The organism is uncultured Lutibacter sp., assembly GCF_947495725.1.
Taxonomy (GTDB): Bacteria; Bacteroidota; Bacteroidia; order Flavobacteriales; family Flavobacteriaceae; genus Lutibacter.
Genome location: NZ_CANLZZ010000001.1, coordinates 708,266 through 730,440, shown reverse-complemented (window position 1 = coordinate 730,440; position 22,175 = coordinate 708,266). Strand labels below are relative to the sequence as shown.

Sequence of the window (22,175 nt, the reverse complement as noted above, 5' to 3'; positions counted from 1 at the left end):
TCTAAAGATAAAATTCAAAATAATTATAAGAAAATTATTCTCTTTATAGTTCTTTTTTTGGTCATTGTACTGAATTTTTTCTTAATTAATACTATTACACATAATACTAGTCATGAGCGTAATATATATTTAGATAAAATAGATAAATAAAAAACATTTGTTGTCCCCCACGAAAACATTAAAATATCTTTGAGCAATCAAAGGGTTCCGAAAATCATATTGGGTTGATTTTGAAGGTTGCTTTCGAGCAACCTTTTTTTTGCAATAAACCATACTTATTTCTATTGTTAAATTATCTTTGCACTTTAAAACTTAAAAAATGAACAACGTAAGAGTACGATTTGCTCCTAGTCCAACAGGACCTTTACATATTGGAGGTGTAAGAACAGCACTTTTTAATTACCTATTTGCTAAAAAATACAACGGAACTTTTGTGTTACGTATTGAAGATACAGACCAAACAAGGTATGTAGCAAATGCAGAACAATATATTATAGATTCTCTAAATTGGTTAAATATTCCTTATGATGAAGGGCCAGGTAAAAATGAAAAATTTGGACCTTATCGTCAATCAGAACGTAAAGAATTGTACAAAGCATATGCCGAAGAGCTTATTGAAAAAGGAAAAGCATATTACGCTTTTGACACTGCTGAAGAATTAGATGTTTATAGAAAAGATCACGAAGCTAAAGGTAAAACCTTTATATATAACTGGCATAACAGAGCTAAATTAACAAATTCGGTTTCACTTTCTAAAGAAGAAGTTGAGCAACGTATTGCTAATGGCGATAAATATGTTGTACGTTTTAAAATGTACATTCCAGAAAATAATGATATTGAAACCATTGAAGCTGATGATATTGTACGTGGGCATGTTTCATTTAAAAAAGAAATTTTAGACGATAAAATTCTATTTAAATCAGACGGAATGCCAACCTATCATTTAGCAAATATTGTAGATGATCATTTAATGGAAATCTCTCACGTTATTCGTGGTGAAGAATGGTTACCCTCTCTCCCACTTCATATTGCATTGTATGAAGCTTTTAATTGGCAAGCGCCAAAATTTGCACATTTACCACTAATTTTAAAACCAGTTGGTAAAGGAAAATTAAGCAAACGTGATGGCGATAAATTAGGTTTTCCAGTATTCCCATTAGCGTATACAAATGCTGAAGGTGAAATTTCTAGAGGTTATAAAGAAGATGGATATTTTTATGAAACTGTAGTAAACTTTTTAGCATTATTAGGTTGGAACCCAGGTACTGAGCAAGAATTATTTTCTTTAGAAGAATTAGTTCAAGCTTTTGATTTAACACGTGTAAATAAATCTGGTGCACGTTTTGATCCTGATAAAACCAAGTGGTTTAATCAACAATACATGCAACAAAAATCTAATGAAGAATTAGCAAAATTATATACACCAATTTTAACAGAAAAAGGAATTTCTTCCGAAGAAAAAACTATAGAAAAAGTTGTTTCATTAATAAAAGAAAGAGCCGTTTTTGTAAATGATTTTTGGGATTTAAGTAGCTTCTTTTTTGTTACTCCATCTGAATTTGATGCCAAAGCTTCAAAGAAAAATTGGAAAGAAGGAACAGCTGATTTAATGAAAGAGTTAATATCTGTAATTGAATCTGTTGAGGATTTTAATTCAGCAAATTTGGAAACAATTGTTAAAAAATGGATAACAGGTAAAGAAATTGGATTTGGTAAAGTAATGCAGCCTTTTAGACTAAGTTTAGTTGGTGCTATGAAAGGTCCTCACCTATTTGATATTGCCGAAATAATTGGAAAACAAGCTACAATTGATAGAATTAAAAATGCAATAGATACGTTATAGATTTTATGAGTGTCATTCTAAACGATGGTGAAGAATCTTTAGGTTATTAATTAGATTCTTCATTTCGTTTTCACTTCATTTAGAATGACAATTATATTAATAAAAAAAGGAGCTAATTAGCTCCTTTTTTTATATCTCTACTTTTACATTATATCCTTTTAAAGCCTCTTTGTATTTTTCTGGTTCAAAATTAGCAGCGCTAAACTCAATTTTACGAGCATTTCGCATTTTAATATGTTTTATTGAACGTAAAAAACGTCTTAATTCGGTATCATTAGAAATAATTAAACCAGGAACCTGGACACCTTTTCCGTTTTCATCTTTAGCAACCATTGAAAAATATGACGAATTGCAATGCTTTACAATACCAGTTCTTATATTTTGAGATTCTACTCTAATTCCAACAACCATAGATGATCTACCTACATAATTAACTTGCGCATGCAATGTTAATAACTCTCCAACTTCAATTGCATTTAAAAAATCTACTCTATTAACAGAAGCTGTAACACAATATTGACCCGAGAATTTAGATGCCGACGCAAAAGCAGCTTTATCCATTAAAGATAAAATGTAACCACCATGTATTTTTCCACTAAAATTTGAGTGAGATGGTAACATTAATTCTGTTAAAATAATTTCCGATTCTTCGGGTTTTTTAAAAATATTACTCATAAATATTATTCTGTTTTTTCAACTTTAATTACAAAATATTTAGTATCTCCCAACCAAGGAAAGGTCCCAAATCTTTCCTTATAAGTTAATTTTACATCCTTACCTTGTAAATCTTGTAATTTTTGAATCACTTGTTTTTCATTATCTTCTACAGAAAAAGTAAAAGTTTGAGCATCCGAGACTCCTTGGCTAATTTCACCTTCCCAAGTTTTAAATAATACACCTTTATGGCTAAATTTTACAAGTTTTCCAGCTCTATAACCTTCGCTATATGTTATGTAATAAATTGCAGAAAAGTACAATACAATTCCTAAAATAATGATTCCAATAAAACTAAGAAGAATTCTTTTCATTTACTTTTTTAAAAGCCAAATATACTAATTTTTGTTAGCTACTATTTTAATTTAAATAAATCTACATTTTTAAGCCTTCTAAAACTCTTTTAGGCGTAACTGGTATTTGGTTTACTCGAGCCCCTGAAGCATCAAAGACAGCGTTTGCTATGGCTCCACCAACGCAAATAATTGCTGGTTCCCCTCCTCCTTGTGGTTTTGAGTCCATTTTATCTCTAAATACACAGGTAATTTCAGGTGTTTTTGAAAATTTAGTAATCTCATAATTATTGAAATTTCTAGTTTTTACTTTTCCTCCATTAAATTCAACTTCTTCATATAAAGCATAGCCCAATCCCATGGTAAGTCCTCCTTCAGTTTGAACTGTTGCTCCGTGTGGATTTACAACTTGACCCATATCTTGGGCGCAAACCATTTTTACGGGTACAACTTCACCTGTTTCTTTATTAACGCTTACTTCAGCAATTATTGCTACACAAGTTCCGGCATCTTCTCCTAATGCAATTCCATATCCATGACCTTCCTTCTTTTTTCTTTGCCATCCAAAAGTTTCCGCAGCCAATTTAAGAGTAGCCTTCATATTTTCATGATTCAAATTTTTCAATCTAAATTCTAACGGATCCATTCCTATTTCATTAGCAACAACATCAATATGAGACTCTCTGGCAAAAGTAGTAGTATTATTTCCTGGAGCTCTCCAAGCACCAGTTCCAACAGGATGAACTCGTTTTTTCTTTTGTGAAGTTGAATGACTATTTCCTTTTACTCCCTTATCATTAAATACTCTAGTTCTGTGATTTTCACAACCATAAAATAATGTTACTCCTCTAGTTCCAGCACAATAAATATCAAATTCCCACAATTTTAATTTTCCTAAGGAATCAACACCTGTAGAAATATTCATAACGGCAGCTGTTCTAAATCTATCTAACATAAATTCCTCCTTTCTGCTCCAAACTAATTGAACAGGTTTACCACAAGATTTTGAAATTATAGAAGCTTCAATTGCTTGTTCACTATAAATTTTTCCACCAAATCCACCACCTAAAAATATTTGCTTTACATGAATTTTTTCAAGGTCCATATTTAATTCTCTAGACAATTGTTTTTGAACACCAAATGGTGTTTGAGTAGACGCCCAAATGGTTAATTTGTCTTCTTTAAAATAACAAGTAGCTGAATGTGTTTCCATTGGAGCATGTGCCTTGTAACCATCTAAATATTTTCCCTTTAATATAGTTTGTGAAGCTTTTTTACCATTTTCTAAGTTTCCAGATTCCTTAAAAACAGAATAATTTGTTACATGTTCTTCAATATAATCGAATATTGTTTTATCATTTACAACAGCTTCAGGTTCACTCCAAGTTACTTTTACTTTTCTAGCTGCCTTTTTAGCTATTTCTAAATCCGAATGTACTACAGCCACTAAATTACCATCTTCTATAAGTTCAACTCCATCAAAAGCAGCTAAACCAGATGCATCCACATTTACCTTTTTTGAACCTACAACAGCCGGTCTCACTATTTTAGCATACACCATTCCTGGTAATTTAATATCTCCCGAATACTGTGCTTTACCAGTAACTTTTGCCAAGGCATCAGTACTAATTATTGGTTTACCTATAATTTTAAATTCGTTTGCTTTTTTAGTTTCAGGTTGTTTGGTTAAGGTTTTTACTATTTTTTTTCCTTTGGTAATTTCAGCAAAAGTTATGCTTATTGAATGATCTTTTTTAACATATATAACACCTTCTTTAATTTCTAAATCTTTTTCCTCTATTTTTAATTTTTTAGCACCTAGTTTTAATAAAGTTTCACGTGCTTCTGCAGCTGCAGCTCTAATAACAGGGTCTGCAAAACGCGTTGTAAGTGATCCCCAAGTACCAGCATCATATGGGCACAAATCTGTATCACCCATTATCATATCAACGTCATAAATCGATACTTGTAGTTCATCTGCTAAAGCTTGTGCTAAAGAAGTTGTTATTCCTTGGCCCATTTCAATTTTACCTGTATAACAATCTACCCTTCCATCTTCTTTTACTCTTAGATAAGCATTGAAATTTAAAGAATCCTCATTACTGCTTTGCGCCAGCCCATCTAACAATGATAATTTACCTAAACAAAAAACAACAATAATTCCTCCTCCTAATTTTTTTAAAAACTCTCTTCTATCTAATTGAATAGGTTCATTTACATCACTAAAATATAACTCGTCAATTTTTTCAGATCTCATAATTACTGGTTTTTATTCATTTCTTTTCCTGCCAACTGTATTGCTTCAATAATTCTATTATAAGAACCACATCTACATAAATTTTCTTCCATTTCGTTTATAACTTCAACGCGAGTAGGATTCGGGTTTTTAAGTAATAACCCATAAGCGTTCATAATCATTCCTGGTGTACAAAAACCACATTGTAAGGCGTCTTTATCTATAAATGCTTTTTGAAGTGGATGCAATTTTCCATTTTCTTCTAAACCTTCAATTGTTAAAATATTATTATCTATTACATCTTCAACAGCTAACATACAAGAACGTATGGCTTCATTATCAATTACAACAGTGCAGGAACCACAATCGCCTAAACCACAACCAAACTTTGTACCTGTTTCATCTAAATATTCTCTAATAACTGTTAATAAAGACGTACTACCTTCGGCCTTTACAGTTACTGGTTTTCCATTTAACTTAAAACTAAAAGATTGCTTCATTTTAAAATTACTTATAATTTATCTCTTAAATTTACTTAATAATTAAGCAATTTTATATGCTTCGTTTACTTAAAATTAACAAATAGTGCTATTTAAATTAATTCTAATTTAGAATTTCAATTAAAACTTGTAACATTTTGTAAAAATTAACAACATATTAATAGATAACAATTTCTAAGATTTTTAAAAATTGTATCTTTAATAACTATTTTAACTTTTAATTTTTTTGAAAAATGATTGGATCATATATTATAATTTTTATTATCGTAGTGCTTATTGCTTCTGGACTATTTACCGTAAAACAACAAACTATGGCTGTTGTAGAAAGATTTGGTAAATTTAATAGTATTAGAGGTGCTGGTTTAAAACTTAAAATTCCACTAGTAGATAAAATAGCTGGACGTGTAAGTTTACGTGTGCAACAATTAGATGTTATTGTTGAAACTAAAACTAAAGATGATGTTTTTGTACATCTAAAAATATCTGTTCAATTTTTAATAAGAAGAGATCACGTTTACGATGCGTTTTACAAACTTCAAAATCCACATGAACAAATTACAGCCTTTATTTTTGATGTTGTACGTGCAGAAGTTCCTAAAATGATATTAGATGATGTTTTTGAAAAGAAAGAAGAAATTGCATTAGCGATTCAACGAGATTTAAAGCAAGCAATGTTAGAATATGGTTACGATATTATTAAAGCTTTAGTAACGGATATTGATCCTGATGAAAAGGTAAAAATAGCTATGAACCGAATTAATGCTGCTGATCGTGAAAAAATTGCTGCTCAACATGAAGGTGATGCGCAACGTATTTTAATTGTAGAACGTGCAAAAGCAGAAGCAGAAAGTAAGCGTTTACAAGGTAAAGGTATTGCAGATCAACGTAGAGAAATTGCACGTGGATTGGAAGAAAGTGTTGATGTTTTAAACAGAGCAGGAATTAACAGCCAAGAAGCTTCTGCGTTAATTGTAATAACACAACATTATGATACACTTCAAAGTATTGGATCGGATACAAAATCTAATTTAATTTTGTTGCCAAATAATCCAAATGCGGCAAGTAATATGTTAAATGATATGGTTACTAGTTTAGTTGCAGCAAATAAAGTTCAAGAATCTTCTGAAGAAGAAACACCTAAAAAAAATAAAAAATAATGATTGTAACTACTACAAACACAATTGAAACTCATCAGGTAAAAGAATATTTAGGAATAGTAACCGGAGAAACCATTATTGGGGCTAATATATTTAAAGATTTTTTTGCAGGAATTAGGGATATTGTTGGTGGAAGATCTGGATCTTATGAACGGGTTTTACGAGAAGCTAAAGATACTGCATTAAAAGAAATGGAACAAGAAGCACAAAAACTTGGTGCTACCGCTGTAATTGGAGTGGATTTAGATTATGAAACTGTTGGAAAAAATGGTGGAATGCTAATGGTTACTGCATCTGGAACTGCGGTTCTAATATAACCTTTATAGATTGAAACAATAAAAAAACCAGCTGCATTGCTGGTTTTTTTATTGTTATTAAATTAATTTAAAAGCTCTATTTAAAATGTTTGTTAGCTTCAAAATCTTTTGCTTTCTTACTCTTTCCTTTTGTATTGAATGAATATGTTATTCCTAATTCAAAAACAGGTCCCATACGCTCATATAATGTTTCCTGATAAAAGATTTGATCATTAGCTGCATTATACGCATTGGTATCTAAACCTTGATCGTTTTGAGCAAAAATATCCAATCCTCTAAATGAAAAGTTCCACTCCTTTGCATTTTTAGGTTGGTAATTTAAAGCAATATTTGAAACAGTAAATGCATCATTTTGACCTTGTGAAGTAACAGTATTTGATATTCTGCTATAATCATAATTAAATTTAAATTCTTTAGATAAATTTAGAACCAAATTTCCTTTTATAGACCAGTTTGTACTGTTTTGATCCACATCATATCCAAATACATCTCCTTTTATTTGATAATTATATAAAGAAGCCCCAACAAAGAATTTTGCAAATGAAGACACCATAATATTTGCATCAAACTCTGCTCCTAACGAAGTTGAATTACCTGCATTTGTATACGAACGAATTAAAACATCTTCACCTAAAATAGCATTTAAAGATGGGTTTTCAAGTGCTGTTGTTACGGTATTTACTCTAAAAACTGTGTTATCGGTTCCTCTATAAAAACCTGTTAAATTAAAAGTGTTTTTTCCAACTGAAGTATTATAACTAATTTCTGCATTATTCAAATATTCTGCTTCTAATTCTGGATCTCCAACTACATATACTTCAAAATGACGACGGTATAAAAATGGTGCTAATTTAGTAACAGAAGCTCTGTTTATTCTTCTACTTCCTGCCAAGGTTAATTTATTATCATCATTTAATTTATAACTTAAATGCGCCGATGGAAATAGGTCTAATTTTTCTTGTGAATAGTTTGATTGTAAGTCTGATCCAAAAATTGGAACATAATCAGTTTCTTCAATATCCATTGTTTGGTCTTGATATTCTGCTCTTAAACCTACAATATAACTTAAAGCTCCAGAATTTCTAGAATAATCTACATAACCTGCATAAACAGTTCTTGTTAAATCAATTGCATTATCTAAATTTTTAGCAACTAAATCATTTTCAAATTTAAATTCACCTTCAATGTTTGTATATTGAACTTGTAAACCTGTTCCAAAAGTATTTCCATTTTCGAAATCTTTATTATAATCTGTAGCAAAACGTAAACCAATTAACGGAGTATCATCTGATAATGAATAATTGTTATATTGGTAGGCATTTCCGTAGTTGTTATTTATATCGTTATCCACATCGGCTCTTGATGTATAGAAATAATTTTTATTGTTTAATTCTCTACTTAAATCAGAATTTTCATATGCTGCCGCAATTTTAAAAGTAGCATTATTTTCAAGTTTTGATAAATAATCAACATTAAAAGTGCTGTACTCTCCATATCTATTATCTACGTTTGGATTGTACATAAATCTTTCTGAATGTTTTCCTGTTTGTTGGTCAGCAGCAGCAAAAAATGTGTTATAAATATAATATGCTGCTCTACCTTCGTTTCTGTTTCCGTAGAAATATGATAGCGACAATTGGTTATTATCGCTTAAATTAAAATCTATTCCTGCATTTGCTGAATAGTTTTCAAACCACTCTGGTCTTTCACCATTTTTTGCATTCATATGGAAATATTCATCAGGGCCATTAGAAGTTAAAACTCTTGCTTCACCTGAACGTTTTCCATTAATATTTTTCTTATTGTAATTAAAACCTCCATACAACGTAATTTTATCTGTTCCATAAGATAAATTAAATCCACCACCATAACGATCGTCTTTTAATTCGTGACCACTATAAATATCGGTTACATTGTTCCAAGGCGCACCACCAATTAAAGCATTTACTGAAACTGATAAACCCTGTGCAACATTCTTTTTAGTTGTAATATTTACAATTCCTCCTTTTCCTTGTGCATCATAACGAGCAGTTGGAACTGAAATAATATCTACCTTATCAATATTATTACTAGCTATTTGAGCTAATAAAACTGAAGGCTCCATATTTGTTGGTTTTCCATTTAAATACACCATAAAGTCTTCGGTTCCACGAACAGAAACTTTTCCGTCTGAAGCAACATTAACCGCTGGTAATTTATTTAAAACATCACTTGCAGTACCACCTTTAGCTGTTGCAAAATCCGAAGCTGTATATGTTTTTCTATCAATTTTAGTAACCTGAGTTTTATTAACGCCAGTAATTTCAACTTCTTTTAAAGCCTCTGTTGCAACAGACAGTGCGATAATTCCCAAATCTATTATGGGATTACTTTTTGAAATTTTTATATCTTTAATTACCTTATCAGTAAACCCAATGTAAGTAGCTTTTAATTGATATGTTCCTGTTGCTATTTTTTCGAATGAAAAGTTTCCATTAAAATCTGAACTCACTCCTTTTATTGTACCATCTGATTGTAAAACTAAGGTTGCAAATGGTATTTTTTCATTGGAAACTTCATCAACTAATGTTCCTGAAATTGTACCATTTTGAGCTTTAATTCCATAAATAGAACAAATTGATATACACAATACTAATAAGATTCTTTTTAATGTCATTGTTTTTAATTTTTATTAATAATAGTAGTTAAACTTATTGAGTTTCAATAAATTAATAACTAATATATAACATTAGTTACATATTAATAGTGCGCAAAAATATACATATAAAAGAAATAAACAATATCAGCTATTAAAAAATAATGTATTGTATACATTTAATATAGTATTAAATACATTTATTATAGTGCATGCTCTACAAGAAATATTTTGCTTTTAAAATTTGGCATAAAAAAAATCGAAATAATTTAAATTATTTCGATTTTATATTGTTAAATATTTATTTCTTATAAATATTATTTTTCAACTTTCTTTTTATCTTCTTCGTCTTCATCCTCTTCTTTAGTAGCTTTTTTAAATTCTTTAATTCCGCCGCCAAGACCTTTCATTAATTCTGGTAATTTTTTTCCACCAAATAATAATAAAATTGCTAATCCAATAATAATCCATTGCCAAGGTCCAACCATTCCTAAAAATATATATAATGCGTTCATTTATTTAATTTTTGTGATACAAATATAGTAATTAATTCAAAACCAATAGAAACTTTTATAAAATGGTAAATAGAGTATAAAACTGGCAATAAAAATATAGGAAATATTAATTTCTAGCTTTAATTACACCACCAATAATTTTCTTAGTTTTTAACACTTCTGGTGTACCTTTATAATGAATTGTACCACCAAAACGAACCTTTGCATCTAAAATTTCTGTTGTGTAAACTTCAGTTGTAGCACCAGAGGCAGCAACAGCAATTGTTTGCTTGCTAATTAATTTATAACCTTCGTATATTCCACCTGTAGTTGCTTCAATATTCTGGTTTTCAGTAGATCCTGACAATTCAATTAACCCGCCAGATACGGATTTAACTGTTAAATGTTTTGTGTTTACTGCTAAATAAATTTTTGCTCCTTCTTGTACTTTTACTTCTAAATGTTGTTGTTTTATTGTATTATCCGATATAATAGTTGCTCCTTCATTTGCATCTAAAATATCAATATTATCATTATAAAATAACACAATTCTCGCATCTTCAGCTATAAAACTTTCAGGAAATTGAAGGCGTACTTTTAAAATTCCATTCGAATTTTTTACAGTTACATCTTTAGACTGAGATCCAGATATTTCTATTTTGGATTCATTCGATTTTTTAAGTTCAACAGTTAAACCATTAAACACTTTAAGCTCATTAAATTCTCCTAATTTTTTAGTGATTGTTTCTTGTCCAAAAACCATAGAACAAGCTAAAAAAAGTAACATTGTTATATTTTTCATCTTATATATTTTTTATTTATAACTTACTATTAAAACAATAATTGTGCCTTTAATAATAAAATTATTCAGAAACTTTTTTAAGTAATGTAAAATCTAAATGTTTTCGTTCTAAATCTGTATGCTTAACTTTAATAATTACGTGATCTCCAAGTTGATATAAGTTATTAGTAGATTGTCCAACCAAAGCATATTGTTTATCATCATACAAATAATAATCGTCTTTAATTTCGCGAATACGCACCATCCCTTCACATTTGTTTTCAATAATTTCAACATAAATTCCCCATTCGGTAACTCCAGAAATAACACCTTCAAATTCCTGATCTTTATGATCCTCCATATATTTCACTTGCATATATTTTATAGAATCACGTTCAGCTTTTGATGCTAAATATTCTTGATTAGATGAATGCTTACATTTTTCTTCATATGCTTCTGCTTTTGGAGATTTACCACCATCTAAATAATGTTGTAATAACCTGTGTGTCATTACATCAGGATAACGACGAATTGGCGATGTAAAATGACTATAATAGTCAAATGCCAAACCATAATGTCCTATATTTTGAGTTGTATATACTGCTTTACTCATTGAACGTACAGCTAAAGTTTCAATCATATTTGATTCTCCTTTTCCGTGAACATCTTTTAATAATTGATTTAAAGAACTTGAAGTTGTTTTTTTGTTTTTAGTATCAATTTTATTAGTATATCCAAATTTGCTAACTATATTTTGAAGTTTTTCAAGTTTTTCTAAATCTGGTTCGTCATGTACACGATACACAAAGGTGTTTTTAGTAGCAACTCCTTTTTTTCTGCCAATAAACTCAGCAACTTTTCTATTAGCTAATAACATAAATTCTTCAATTAATTTATTAGCATCTTTAGATTCTTTAAAGAACACACCTATTGGCTCCGCTTTTTCATTTAAATTAAACTTAACCTCTACTCTATCAAAAGTTATTGCACCTTGCTGTAAACGTTTCTTTCGAAGTTTTTTTGCTAATTGATCTAATTTTAAAATTGCAGTAACAATTTCGTCTTTTACTTCATATGCTTCACCAGTTATTGAAATTTCCGAAGAAACTTTATTAGCTTTAGTTTCAATAATTTCTTGTGCTTCTTCGTATGCAAAACGTTTATCGGAATAAGTTATAGTTCTACCAAACCATTCATTTAAAACGTGGCCTTTTTCGTTTATTTCAAATACTGCAGAAAAGGTTAATTTTTCTTCATTAGGACGTAAAGAACATACTCCATTAGATAAAACTTCTGGTAACATTGGCACTACTCTATCTACCAAATAAACCGAAGTTGCTCTTTCATAAGCCTCATCTTCTAAAATTGTTCCTTCTTGAACATAGTGAGAAACATCAGCAATATGAATTCCAATTTCGTAATTACCATTTTCTAATACTTCAAAAGATAACGCATCATCAAAATCTTTTGCATCTTTTGGATCTATGGTAAAGGTTAAATCTTTACGCATATCTCTTCTTTTTGAAATTTCTTCTTCAGTAATTTCAAAAGACAGTTTACTTGCTTCTGCTTCTACTTTTTCTGGAAATTTATAGGGTAAACCATATTCTAAAAGAATGGAATGGATTTCGGTTTCGTGATCTCCTGGCATTCCTAAAATTTCTAATACTTCACCAAATGGATTTTTAGAATTTCCAGGCCAATCGGTCATTTTAGCTAATACTTTTACACCATCTTCAGCTCCTTTTAATTTATCTTTTGGAATAAATAAATCTGCGTACATTTTGGCATCATCAGCAACCAAAAAACCAAAGTTTTTATTAAGTTGTAAAACACCAACAAACTCGGTTTTTGCGCGTTTTATAATTTCAACAACATCACCTTCTTGCTTACTACTATTTCTTCTATTGTAAAGGTAAATTTTAACGGTATCTTTATCTAAAGCTCTGTTTAAATTACGCGATGGAATATAGATATCCTTATCTAATTCATCACAAATAAAGTAGGCATTTCCATTTGTAGTAGCATCTAAAACACCTGTGTAATATTTATCTTTTGGTACAATTTTAAACTTTCCTCTTTCTATTTCTTCAACTTTTTGTTGACCTTTTAATTCTTCTAATTTTTGAATTATTTGATTTCTACCGTTAGCATCTGAAATATCTAATTTTGCAGCTAATTGACGATAATTAAATCCTTGATCAGAAAATTTATTTAAAATTTGTAATAACTTTCTAGTTAAATCCTTAACAACATTGCCATTCTTCTTGTATAATTTTTTCTTTTTCGACATTAAATTTATTTTTTATTTCTACTCAAAAGTACAAATATTTAATCTTGATTATGTTAATAAAAGCTTATATAAATATGTATTCGTATTTTGCTTAAAAATTTATGATTTTTTATGACGAATAAATGGTATGTAATTGTTAATCCAACTTCAGGAAATGGAAGTTCTAAAAAGAAATGGCCGTTAATTTATAATGAATTATTATTTCAAAATTTTGAATTTGAATTTTCATTTACAAAATATCAAAAACATGCAATAAAATTAGTTCAAGAAGCTATTAATCAAGGTTTTAAAAATTTTATTTGCGTTGGTGGAGATGGAACCTTACATAATATTGTAAACGGAATTTTAAGTTTAAATCCTTCCAATATTTTAGAAATAAAAGTTGGAATGATTCCTATTGGAACCGGAAACGATTGGATAAAAACTTATAATATTCCAATAAATTATAAAAAAGCTATTAAAATTATAAAAGATGAACATACCTATTTTCAGGATATTGGAAAGATTATGTTACAAAATTCAAACAAAGAATACTACTTTAATAATTTAGCTGGAATTGGTTTTGATGGGCATGTTGTTAACAAAGTTCATAAATATAAATACTTAGGATTTTTAGCATATTTAACTGGAGCTTTAATAAGTTTAGTGGGTTTTAAACGAAAATATTTAGATATAAAATTTAATAAAACCTCTATTTCAGGAAAAAGTTTAATGTTACTTATTGGAATTGGAAAATATTCTGGAGGTGGAATGCAATTAACTGAAAATGTGAAAACTAATGATGGTTTATTTGATATCTCTTATATTAAAAAAGTATCCTTAATAACTGTACTAAAACATATTTCAAAAATATTTAATGGAACTGTTACAGAGTTACCAATAATTGATACTTATAAAACTTCAACTTTAAAAGTAACTATAAAAAATAACGAAAATATATATATGCAGGCTGATGGTGAATTGCTTGAGGCTGATAGTTTTTCAGTTGCTATTGTACCAAGAGCATTGCAATTTATTATTCCTAAATAACTATTTTTTAATATCGGTATTTACACTAATTTTTCTTTTCTAGAATACTTAAATATAAGTTGTTTTTCCACTTATTTTACTGATTTATAAATACTTGTATTATAAATAAAAGTACAAATTACCTAACTTTTTTGTATTTTTAAACAACTAATACTAACTATTAAAATAAATATTATGGAAATTACTAAAAAAAGAAGTCCTATAAAACAACTATCGGAAAACTGTAGATGTAAATGTTCTAGTGTTTGCACAATTAGTGGGGTTGAATCTATTAAAGATGGAAAAACGAAAACGTATACATTAGATGTTCTATTAGTAAGAAATTCGGGATGTAAACAATCAACTAGTGATTGTAAATTTGCAAGTACAACTTGGACAGTTGGTGGAACATTAAAAGCAGCAATTACGCTAAAAGATGAAAAAAAGAAAAGTGTAAAGGTTAAAGTTAAAAAAGAAACTAAGAAAGGAACCTTTACTTTAAAAGCTCAACCAAATTATTCTTGTAAGTGTAAGGGTACAGATGAAGTTAGAGTTTGCCAAAATCAATTTGATGAAGTTACCATAAAAGTTACTAATTAATCAATTTAAAATTTACGTCTTCATATTAATTTCTTTATAAATTTAAGAAGGCGTTTTTTTTATATTATTTAAAAAGTTAAAATTTTCTTAAAAAAAATGTAACAAATACTAAATTAATACGTCTTTATAGGTATAGAACAACTTATTAATGAAACGATTATATAAAATTATTATCTTATTTCTTATTATATTCTTTATAGGAATTTTTTTCACTGTAAAGAGTATTAATAATTCTTTTACTTCTGAAGATAGTATAGAAACTGTTTCGTTACCATCAAGTACCTTTAAACTTACTATTAAATTATAATAGTATTCTGTTATTCAAAGTTAGTTTTTAAAATAATTTATAGTTATCAACATATATATATATTATAAAAAGAATTTTAAAAATTTTAAAAAATATTTTTTGTTATTATAGTGTGTTAATATGAGGCATAAAAACTTGACAATAAATTTTGATTATTCAGTTATTAAAATGTACTAACAAGTTGTTATTTTATAATAGCTTAAAAATCAATAAAATTATATAGGTTATCAACAGTTTGTTAATAGTGTTAATTACCTAATTTATTGTATAAAATTACTGTTTATAAATGTTAATAACCATTAAAATAGTTGTTCAAAACTTAAGTTAAAATATCAATAAATAAATTTGGATAATTGATAGCTGTTTTTGCATTAAGCTTTTCTTTTGAATTTTAAAAAAATAGTTTTCTTTTTTAGATATAAACTTATCCACAATCTTAATAAAATGTAAATTTATTGTAAATCAATTCTTTAAAAATTTCTATTAACAATTACTTTTTTTACTGTTAATAACCGTGAATTTGTATTTTTGCAACCAAACTTATTAACAAAATAAAAATTATGGTAATTGCAATTGGTAATGATCACGCAGGAACAGAGTACAAATTCGAAATAATTAAACATTTAGAAAGCAAAGGTATTAAAGTTTTAAACTTTGGAACCGATACAAATGAAAGTATGGATTATTCCGATGCTATTCATCCAGTTGCAGACGCTGTTGAAAGTGGTGAAGCTAAATATGGTATTATATTATGTGGAAGTGGTAATGGAGCTCAAATGACGGCTAATAAACATCAAGGTATTAGAGCCGGATTGGTTTGGAATAACGAAATTGTTGAATTAATTAGATTACATAATGATGCCAATATATTAACTATTCCAGCACGTTTTGTTTCTTTACAGCAAGCTTTAGGTTTTGTAGATATATTTTTAAATACCGAATTTGAAGGTGGACGTCATAAAACACGTATAGATAAAATACCAACCAAATGTTGTTAATTTTAAAAAAATAATAACATAAATTATTATATATAAAAACTGCAATGCTTAATTTAGTGTTGCAGTTTTTTTAATTTAGTAAAGACTTACAATTAATAAATGTCAAAAAATCATAATCATACCCATCATCATCCAACATTATCAGGTAAAAACTTATTAATATCAATAATATTAAATATTGTAATTACCATTGCACAAATAATTGGTGGATTTTTATCTGGAAGTTTAGCTTTAATTTCTGATGCTGTTCACAATTTTTCTGATGTTATTTCATTAATAATTAGTTATATAGCTAATATTTTAACAAATAGTAAAAAGCAAACAAAACAATATACTTTTGGTTACAAACGTGCTGAAATTATTGCTGCATTTATAAATGCAGCTTCTTTAATAGTAGTTGCTATATTTTTAGGAATTGAAGCTATTAAACGCTTTAGTAATCCACAAACTATTAATAGTAATTTAGTAATTTGGATGGCAATTTTAGGAATTTTAGCAAATGGTTTTAGTGTAATTTTATTAAAAAAAGATGCCAACCATAATTTAAATATGAAATCGGCTTATTTACATTTATTAGCCGATATGCTTACCTCTGTAGCTGTTTTAATTGGTGGTTTATTAATGAAATACTATCAAATTTATTGGGTTGATGCAATTTTAACGCTAGTAATTTCTGTTTATTTAATTTATATGAGTTGGAGTATTTTAATTGATTCTACAAAAGTATTAATGCTTTTTGCACCAAAACATATAAATATAGATGAAGTTGTTTGTGAAGTTTTAAAAGTAGAAGAAATTAAAAATATACACCATGTACATATATGGCAATTAAACGATCACGATTGTCATTTTGAAGCTCATTTGCAATTTAATAAAGATATTAAATTATCTCAATTTGATTTAGTTTGCGAAAAAGTTGAAAAAATATTATTAGAAAAATTTCATATCAATCACTCAAATTTACAACCAGAAATAAACAGAGATGATTTAAAAGAATTGATAAAACAAGATTAATAAATGTTACAAATTTTTACCAAAACCTTTTCTCAATTAACAAAAGAAGAGCTTTATCAATTATTACAATTACGAAGTGAAGTTTTTGTTGTAGAGCAAGATTGTGTGTATCAAGATATTGATTTTAAAGATCAAAAAGCAATACATGTTTTAGGTTTTAAAAAAGAAAAATTAGTTGCTTATACACGTATTTTTAAATCGGGTGATTATTTTAAAAATGCTAGTATAGGTAGGGTAGTTGTTGCAAAAAAAGAAAGAATTAACGGTTATGGTCATATAATTTTTAAAGCTTCAATAAAGGCTGTAAATGAAATTTTAAAAGAAAAAAAAATAAAAATATCAGCTCAAAAATATTTAAAAAAATTCTACGAAAAACACAATTTTAAGCAAATAGGCGAGGAGTATTTAGAAGATGGAATTCCGCATATTGCAATGATAAATTTCAACATAAATGAGTAACCCAAAAGTTAAAATAAAGAATACTAAAAACCTTTCTAACGATTGGTATAAATTAGATAAAGTAACGTTTGATTTTCAAACAAAAGATGGAAATTGGCAAGAACAAATACGCGAAAGTTACGATAGAGGTGATGGAGCTTGTATTTTGTTATACAATTCAAAAGAAAAAAAAGTAGTACTGACAAAACAATTTAGATTACCAAGTTACTTAAATGGAAATGATGATGGAATGATGATTGAAGTTTGTGCAGGTTTGTTAGACGAGCAAGATCCAATAACTTGTATAAAAAATGAAGCTGAAGAAGAAACTGGTTATAAAATTGCAGAACCAAAACAGGTTTTTGTTTTGTATTCAACACCTGGTGCAGTTACTGAAAAAATACATTATTTTATTACTGAATATTCCAATGATATGAAAATTAGCGATGGTGGAGGTTTAGAAGAAGAAACCGAAGAAATAGAAGTATTGGAAATAGATTTTAGCAAAGCAATTGAAATGGTTGCAACAGGTGAAATTTGTGATGCAAAAACAGTTGTTTTGTTACAATATGCCCAAGTAAATAAGTTATTATAATGGATAAGTTAAAAATTAATAGAAACCCAAAGGTTGATTTAGTTTTTAATAATTATCCTCATACTATAAAACCTAAAATAGAATATCTTAGAAATTTAATTATTGAAACTGCATTAGAAAATAATAAAATATTAGAAATTGAGGAAACATTAAAATGGGGTGAGCTCAGTTATCTTGTTAAAAAGGGAAGTACAATTAGAATTGATTGGAAAAAGAAAACACCAACTCAATATGCTATGTATTTTAAATGTACAAGTAAGTTGGTTCCTACTTTTAAAACGGTTTTTAAAAACAAACTTAAATTTGAAGGAAATAGAGCCATCATTTTCGATTTAAATGAAGAAATTCCGAAAAAAGAATTAAAAAAATGTATTTCGGCCGCTTTTAACTATCATAAAATAAAGCATTTAACATTATTAGGTTTGTAATTAATTTAAGTTCAAGTTGACAACATTTTAACAGTTTCCGTAATGATGTTTGTTGCAATATATGTGCATTTGCATCTTGATGTTCCTGCCGAAATATTACCAATAGAATCTAAACCTTTAATTTTAGCAATAGGGTATTTAGTATTGGTGACTTTGAACTTTTATTTGTACAGAAAACAAGCTTTATGAAAATACATCCGAGCATTTGATGTTTATGCAGCTTTCATTAAAATTAATTGAAATAGGTCAATAGTAAATTTAAATAGAATGAATAATTTTGGAAGATTAATATTCAAACTAAAAATTGAAGTAATAAAATTGCAACTTTGGGTATTGAAATTCGTTAGAAATAATATTGAAAAAAATTATATAAAAAATGGAATTAAAAAATAAAAAGGCAATTATAACAGGTGGAAGTAGAGGTTTAGGTAGAGCAACAGCATTGGCGTTTGCAAAAGAAGGAATTGATGTTGCCATTACCGGAAGAAATGAAGAAAAGTTAAAAGAAACTACTGAAGAAATAAAAGCTTTGGGAGTAAATGCTGTTTACGAAGTTTTTGATGTTGGAAATTACGAAGAAGTAAAAACAGGAATTAAAAACATTATTTCTAATTTAGGAGGTGTAGATATTTTAATAAACAATGCGGGTATTGCTGCTTTTGGACCTTTTGGCGAAATGGAAGTGAGTGTTTTTGAAAGTATGATTCAGGTAAATGTTTTAGGAATGTATTATGTTACTAAAGAAGTTTTACCATATATTTTAGAGAATAATCAAGGAGATATTATTAATGTATCATCAACTGCAGGATTAAACGGAAATGCAAATCTAACTGCTTATTCAGCTTCAAAATTTGCAGTTATTGGTTTTTCTGAATCTTTAATGAAAGAAGTACGTAAAAATAATGTTAGAGTTACTACATTAACACCAAGTACAATTGCTACGGATATGACTTTGGATTTAGGAATTACCGATGGAAATCCTGAAAAAGTTTTACAGCCTGAAGATTTTGCTGAATTAATTGTAGCTGGATTAAAATTACCAAGAAGAGCAATGCTGGCAAATGCTTCATTGTGGTCTACAAATCCATAAGTAGTTTTTTAGAATTTTATATAACCGACCTTAATTTTATAATAAGTTGAGGTCGGTTTTTTTAGATAAGTTTTTTAAAACCTCAACTGCTTTTTGAGCATCATGTTTATCAACAAAAATATGATCGTGATAATAAGCAGCAATTACGTTGCAACTAATATTATTTTTAGCCAATTCATTAGAAAATAAAGCTGTTAAGCCTACGGCATCTAATGAAGAGTGTATTGTTAATGTAATCCAAGAAGCTATATAATTATACTTCAATTTTAAAATATCTGCTTTATTTCGTTCAATTACAATGGTTGTACCTTCAATTTCTTTAAACTCACAAACAGTATCATTTCGGTTTATATTTTCTAAATTTTTAACTGTGCAAAATACATAATCTCCAGTGTTTAATATGGGTTTCATTCCCTTTATAAGAGTTTCTAAATTTGTTTCTCCAGCCATAATATTTGTTTAGGATTCAGAAACTTTTACAACACGATCTACAGAATCTAGTTTTGATAATGTTAAACGAACAATACTATTTTCAACAGCCACTAAATCATGAGGAATACTAGCTTCTAATGAAACTAAATCTCCTTTAATTAATTTATGAATTGTACCATCGACACCAAAATTAATAGCTCCTTCAAAAATTTCAACAGTTATAGGAAAAGAAGTTTTATGTTCTTTCATAACCTGATTTTTTTTCATAACTATTCTAATTTCTTTGGTAGTTTCGGTTTCAAATAAAACGGAAATTGTAGCTTTATTTGAGTTATAGGTAATATTTTCTGAAAGCGATGATTTTTTCATAATTATAGTTTTACCAACCTCTATATTTTGGAGGTTCAATAGTATTTAAATTCAAATATACAATTAATTGTCCGCGATGATGCGTTACGTGATCTTGTAATAAATTTAAAATTTGAAGTTTACTTTTTGGTCCAGCAAAAAAATCAACTTCAGTGGTTAAATCTTCCAAAGAAATGGTTTTAATTAATTTTGAAACCTTATTAAATGAAGCTGTTAAATGTTGAATTACTTCTTCTTTAGAATTTGGATTTATTTTATCAGATTTTTCACCTTCACTCATAAAATATTTTTCGCTTAACCAAACCATATTACTTCTTATATGAAGCAATTGTTCTTGAAAACTCATTTGACGTTCAGTTGGTTTAAAATCATACATTTCATAAGGCATTAATTCTGCCATTTCTAATAAATAATTTTTAGAATTATCCCATTTTAGTAAGAAAGCAGATTTAACATCGTTTTGAGATTGTAACTTATTAATAATCATTATAGTAAAAATTGTTAAGAGTAGTAATTTTTTCATTTTAAAACAGTTAATAAATAATAAATAATCTCTAAATATACTCAATACTTTTTTATATTTTAGCAACAATCATTTTTTAAAAAAATTATACAGACTTATGGCAGAAGACAAAGAAAAAGCAGCAAAATTAAAAGCGTTACAACTTACCTTAGATAAATTAGATAAAGCTTATGGAAAAGGAACTGTAATGAAAATGGGAGATGTAGTTATAGAAGATATAGATGCAATTTCATCAGGATCCTTAGGCTTAGATTTAGCATTAGGTGTTGGTGGATATCCAAGAGGAAGAGTTATTGAAATTTATGGGCCAGAATCTTCGGGTAAAACAACCTTAACTTTACATGCAATTGCCGAAGCTCAAAAAGCAGGAGGTATTGCTGCATTTATTGATGCTGAACACGCTTTTGATCGTTTTTATGCTGAAAAATTAGGTGTAGATGTAGATAATTTAATTATTTCACAACCCGATCACGGTGAACAAGCATTAGAAATTGCAGATAATTTAATTAGCTCTGGAGCTATTGATATTGTGGTTGTGGATTCGGTTGCAGCACTAACACCAAAAAGTGAAATTGAAGGTGAAATGGGAGATTCTAAAATGGGTTTACATGCTCGTTTAATGTCTCAAGCGTTACGTAAATTAACAGGAACAATTCATAAAACTAACTGTACAGTATTCTTTATTAACCAATTACGTGAAAAAATTGGAGTTATGTTTGGAAATCCTGAAACTACAACAGGTGGTAATGCCTTAAAATTTTATGCGTCGGTTCGTTTAGATATTAGAAGGAGAACTCAAATTAAAGATGGCGATAGAGTTATTGGTAATAGTACCAAAGTTAAAGTGGTAAAAAATAAAGTTGCACCACCTTTTCAAGTTGCAGAATTTGACATAATGTACGGAAAAGGAATTTCAAAAACTGGTGAAATTTTAGATTTAGCTGTTGAATTTGGAATTGTTAAAAAAAGTGGGTCTTGGTTTAGCTATGGCGAAACAAAATTAGGACAAGGACGTGATGCTGTTAAAGGATTGATACAAGACAATCCAGAGTTGGCAGATGAATTAGAAACTAAAATTAAAGGAGCAATTAATAATCAAGAAGATTAGAA

At 28.3% G+C, this 22,175-nt stretch carries 23 protein-coding genes; 12 read left to right on the top strand and 11 right to left on the bottom strand.

What is annotated here, in order from left to right:
• Positions 1-319: 319 nt before the first annotated feature.
• The gene (gene gltX / locus Q0776_RS03075; protein ID WP_298364918.1) at positions 320-1,843 is read left to right on the top strand and encodes a glutamate--tRNA ligase; all 1,524 of its coding nucleotides are present in this window, start codon (positions 320-322) and stop codon (positions 1,841-1,843) included.
• 129 nt (positions 1,844-1,972) lie between these two features.
• On the opposite strand, the gene Q0776_RS03070 is transcribed toward gltX, so the two are convergent.
• From Q0776_RS03070 to Q0776_RS03055, 4 genes are all read right to left on the bottom strand, one after another.
• The gene (locus Q0776_RS03070) at positions 1,973-2,518 is read right to left on the bottom strand and encodes an acyl-CoA thioesterase (RefSeq protein WP_298364917.1); all 546 of its coding nucleotides are present in this window, start codon (positions 2,516-2,518) and stop codon (positions 1,973-1,975) included.
• Between the two features lie 5 nt (positions 2,519-2,523).
• Positions 2,524-2,871 (bottom strand): 6-phosphogluconate dehydrogenase, encoded by a 348-nt coding sequence (locus Q0776_RS03065; RefSeq protein ID WP_298364914.1) that lies wholly within the window; start codon positions 2,869-2,871, stop codon positions 2,524-2,526.
• Between the two features lie 61 nt (positions 2,872-2,932).
• A complete protein-coding gene (locus Q0776_RS03060; protein WP_298364913.1) occupies positions 2,933-5,107 on the bottom strand; it encodes a molybdopterin cofactor-binding domain-containing protein in 2,175 nt (724 codons plus the stop codon).
• A gap of 2 nt (positions 5,108-5,109) precedes the next feature.
• Positions 5,110-5,586, bottom strand: coding sequence for a (2Fe-2S)-binding protein (locus Q0776_RS03055; protein WP_298364912.1), 477 nt, complete (start codon positions 5,584-5,586; stop codon positions 5,110-5,112).
• A gap of 233 nt (positions 5,587-5,819) precedes the next feature.
• Here Q0776_RS03055 and Q0776_RS03050 point away from each other — a divergent pair, with 233 nt between their 5' ends.
• Complete coding sequence (locus Q0776_RS03050) at positions 5,820-6,743, top strand: SPFH domain-containing protein (protein ID WP_298364911.1); 924 nt, start codon at positions 5,820-5,822, stop codon at positions 6,741-6,743.
• Complete coding sequence (locus Q0776_RS03045; RefSeq protein ID WP_298364909.1) at positions 6,743-7,060, top strand: heavy metal-binding domain-containing protein; 318 nt, start codon at positions 6,743-6,745, stop codon at positions 7,058-7,060. The genes Q0776_RS03050 and Q0776_RS03045 overlap by 1 nt, the downstream gene beginning before the upstream one ends.
• Before the next feature lie 76 nt (positions 7,061-7,136).
• Here Q0776_RS03045 and Q0776_RS03040 read toward each other — a convergent pair whose 3' ends face one another.
• The 4 genes from Q0776_RS03040 to rnr all read right to left on the bottom strand — a co-directional run bounded on the left by Q0776_RS03040 (position 7,137) and on the right by rnr (position 13,263).
• Positions 7,137-9,716 carry a TonB-dependent receptor gene (locus Q0776_RS03040; RefSeq protein ID WP_298364907.1) on the bottom strand — a complete coding sequence of 860 codons (2,580 nt, stop codon included), beginning with the start codon at positions 9,714-9,716 and terminating at the stop codon, positions 7,137-7,139.
• A 296-nt stretch (positions 9,717-10,012) separates the two neighbouring features.
• The gene (locus Q0776_RS03035) at positions 10,013-10,210 is read right to left on the bottom strand and encodes a twin-arginine translocase TatA/TatE family subunit (RefSeq protein ID WP_298364904.1); all 198 of its coding nucleotides are present in this window, start codon (positions 10,208-10,210) and stop codon (positions 10,013-10,015) included.
• Positions 10,211-10,316: 106 nt separating this feature from the next.
• Positions 10,317-10,991 (bottom strand): head GIN domain-containing protein, encoded by a 675-nt coding sequence (locus Q0776_RS03030; protein ID WP_298364902.1) that lies wholly within the window; start codon positions 10,989-10,991, stop codon positions 10,317-10,319.
• A gap of 61 nt (positions 10,992-11,052) precedes the next feature.
• A complete protein-coding gene (gene rnr, locus Q0776_RS03025; protein WP_298364900.1) occupies positions 11,053-13,263 on the bottom strand; it encodes a ribonuclease R in 2,211 nt (736 codons plus the stop codon).
• Between the two features lie 111 nt (positions 13,264-13,374).
• Here rnr and Q0776_RS03020 point away from each other — a divergent pair, with 111 nt between their 5' ends.
• From Q0776_RS03020 to Q0776_RS02985, 8 genes are all read left to right on the top strand, one after another.
• Positions 13,375-14,292, top strand: coding sequence for a diacylglycerol kinase family protein (locus Q0776_RS03020; protein WP_298364899.1), 918 nt, complete (start codon positions 13,375-13,377; stop codon positions 14,290-14,292).
• 174 nt (positions 14,293-14,466) lie between these two features.
• The gene (locus tag Q0776_RS03015; RefSeq protein ID WP_298364898.1) at positions 14,467-14,871 is read left to right on the top strand and encodes a hypothetical protein; all 405 of its coding nucleotides are present in this window, start codon (positions 14,467-14,469) and stop codon (positions 14,869-14,871) included.
• 867 nt (positions 14,872-15,738) lie between these two features.
• Positions 15,739-16,176, top strand: coding sequence for an RpiB/LacA/LacB family sugar-phosphate isomerase (locus Q0776_RS03010; RefSeq protein WP_298364897.1), 438 nt, complete (start codon positions 15,739-15,741; stop codon positions 16,174-16,176).
• Positions 16,177-16,275: 99 nt separating this feature from the next.
• Entirely contained in the window at positions 16,276-17,190 is a 915-nt protein-coding gene (locus Q0776_RS03005) for a cation diffusion facilitator family transporter (RefSeq protein WP_298364895.1), read from the top strand.
• Positions 17,191-17,193: 3 nt separating this feature from the next.
• Positions 17,194-17,649, top strand: a complete 456-nt coding sequence (locus Q0776_RS03000; protein WP_298364894.1) for a GNAT family N-acetyltransferase — start codon at positions 17,194-17,196, stop codon at positions 17,647-17,649.
• Positions 17,642-18,223 carry an NUDIX domain-containing protein gene (locus Q0776_RS02995; RefSeq protein WP_298364893.1) on the top strand — a complete coding sequence of 194 codons (582 nt, stop codon included), beginning with the start codon at positions 17,642-17,644 and terminating at the stop codon, positions 18,221-18,223. The genes Q0776_RS03000 and Q0776_RS02995 overlap by 8 nt, the downstream gene beginning before the upstream one ends.
• Positions 18,223-18,651 (top strand): DUF1801 domain-containing protein, encoded by a 429-nt coding sequence (locus tag Q0776_RS02990; protein ID WP_298364891.1) that lies wholly within the window; start codon positions 18,223-18,225, stop codon positions 18,649-18,651. The genes Q0776_RS02995 and Q0776_RS02990 overlap by 1 nt, the downstream gene beginning before the upstream one ends.
• Positions 18,652-19,027: 376 nt before the next feature.
• The gene (locus Q0776_RS02985; protein WP_298364890.1) at positions 19,028-19,741 is read left to right on the top strand and encodes a 3-ketoacyl-ACP reductase; all 714 of its coding nucleotides are present in this window, start codon (positions 19,028-19,030) and stop codon (positions 19,739-19,741) included.
• 36 nt (positions 19,742-19,777) lie between these two features.
• On the opposite strand, the gene Q0776_RS02980 is transcribed toward Q0776_RS02985, so the two are convergent.
• From Q0776_RS02980 to Q0776_RS02970, 3 genes are read right to left on the bottom strand one after another with little or no spacing between them, the layout of a single operon-like run.
• Positions 19,778-20,191: an ACT domain-containing protein gene (locus Q0776_RS02980; protein ID WP_298364889.1), complete on the bottom strand. Its 414-nt coding sequence runs from the start codon at positions 20,189-20,191 to the stop codon at positions 19,778-19,780.
• Between the two features lie 9 nt (positions 20,192-20,200).
• The gene (locus Q0776_RS02975) at positions 20,201-20,542 is read right to left on the bottom strand and encodes a cupin domain-containing protein (RefSeq protein ID WP_298364888.1); all 342 of its coding nucleotides are present in this window, start codon (positions 20,540-20,542) and stop codon (positions 20,201-20,203) included.
• A 10-nt stretch (positions 20,543-20,552) separates the two neighbouring features.
• On the bottom strand, positions 20,553-21,065 hold the full coding sequence (locus tag Q0776_RS02970; protein WP_298364887.1) for a DinB family protein: 513 nt from the start codon (positions 21,063-21,065) through the stop codon (positions 20,553-20,555).
• A gap of 97 nt (positions 21,066-21,162) precedes the next feature.
• On the opposite strand from Q0776_RS02970, the gene recA reads away from it, so the two are divergent.
• Positions 21,163-22,173 carry a recombinase RecA gene (gene recA, locus Q0776_RS02965; RefSeq protein WP_298364886.1) on the top strand — a complete coding sequence of 337 codons (1,011 nt, stop codon included), beginning with the start codon at positions 21,163-21,165 and terminating at the stop codon, positions 22,171-22,173.
• Positions 22,174-22,175: the final 2 nt, after the last annotated feature.

Coding starts and splice junctions, on each gene's coding strand:
- Q0776_RS02985 (WP_298364890.1), top strand. CDS start 19,028: ATGGAATTAAAAAATAAAAAGGCAATTATAACAGGTGGAAGTAGAGGT.
- Q0776_RS02970 (WP_298364887.1), bottom strand. CDS start 21,065: ATGAAAAAATTACTACTCTTAACAATTTTTACTATAATGATTATTAAT.
- gltX (WP_298364918.1), top strand. CDS start 320: ATGAACAACGTAAGAGTACGATTTGCTCCTAGTCCAACAGGACCTTTA.
- Q0776_RS03070 (WP_298364917.1), bottom strand. CDS start 2,518: ATGAGTAATATTTTTAAAAAACCCGAAGAATCGGAAATTATTTTAACA.
- Q0776_RS03000 (WP_298364894.1), top strand. CDS start 17,194: ATGTTACAAATTTTTACCAAAACCTTTTCTCAATTAACAAAAGAAGAG.
- Q0776_RS03065 (WP_298364914.1), bottom strand. CDS start 2,871: ATGAAAAGAATTCTTCTTAGTTTTATTGGAATCATTATTTTAGGAATT.
- Q0776_RS02990 (WP_298364891.1), top strand. CDS start 18,223: ATGGATAAGTTAAAAATTAATAGAAACCCAAAGGTTGATTTAGTTTTT.
- Q0776_RS03050 (WP_298364911.1), top strand. CDS start 5,820: ATGATTGGATCATATATTATAATTTTTATTATCGTAGTGCTTATTGCT.
- Q0776_RS03040 (WP_298364907.1), bottom strand. CDS start 9,716: ATGACATTAAAAAGAATCTTATTAGTATTGTGTATATCAATTTGTTCT.
- Q0776_RS02975 (WP_298364888.1), bottom strand. CDS start 20,542: ATGAAAAAATCATCGCTTTCAGAAAATATTACCTATAACTCAAATAAA.
- recA (WP_298364886.1), top strand. CDS start 21,163: ATGGCAGAAGACAAAGAAAAAGCAGCAAAATTAAAAGCGTTACAACTT.
- Q0776_RS03055 (WP_298364912.1), bottom strand. CDS start 5,586: ATGAAGCAATCTTTTAGTTTTAAGTTAAATGGAAAACCAGTAACTGTA.
- Q0776_RS03020 (WP_298364899.1), top strand. CDS start 13,375: ATGACGAATAAATGGTATGTAATTGTTAATCCAACTTCAGGAAATGGA.
- Q0776_RS03015 (WP_298364898.1), top strand. CDS start 14,467: ATGGAAATTACTAAAAAAAGAAGTCCTATAAAACAACTATCGGAAAAC.
- Q0776_RS03005 (WP_298364895.1), top strand. CDS start 16,276: ATGTCAAAAAATCATAATCATACCCATCATCATCCAACATTATCAGGT.
- Q0776_RS02995 (WP_298364893.1), top strand. CDS start 17,642: ATGAGTAACCCAAAAGTTAAAATAAAGAATACTAAAAACCTTTCTAAC.
- Q0776_RS02980 (WP_298364889.1), bottom strand. CDS start 20,191: ATGGCTGGAGAAACAAATTTAGAAACTCTTATAAAGGGAATGAAACCC.
- Q0776_RS03030 (WP_298364902.1), bottom strand. CDS start 10,991: ATGAAAAATATAACAATGTTACTTTTTTTAGCTTGTTCTATGGTTTTT.
- Q0776_RS03045 (WP_298364909.1), top strand. CDS start 6,743: ATGATTGTAACTACTACAAACACAATTGAAACTCATCAGGTAAAAGAA.
- rnr (WP_298364900.1), bottom strand. CDS start 13,263: ATGTCGAAAAAGAAAAAATTATACAAGAAGAATGGCAATGTTGTTAAG.
- Q0776_RS03060 (WP_298364913.1), bottom strand. CDS start 5,107: ATGAGATCTGAAAAAATTGACGAGTTATATTTTAGTGATGTAAATGAA.
- Q0776_RS03010 (WP_298364897.1), top strand. CDS start 15,739: ATGGTAATTGCAATTGGTAATGATCACGCAGGAACAGAGTACAAATTC.
- Q0776_RS03035 (WP_298364904.1), bottom strand. CDS start 10,210: ATGAACGCATTATATATATTTTTAGGAATGGTTGGACCTTGGCAATGG.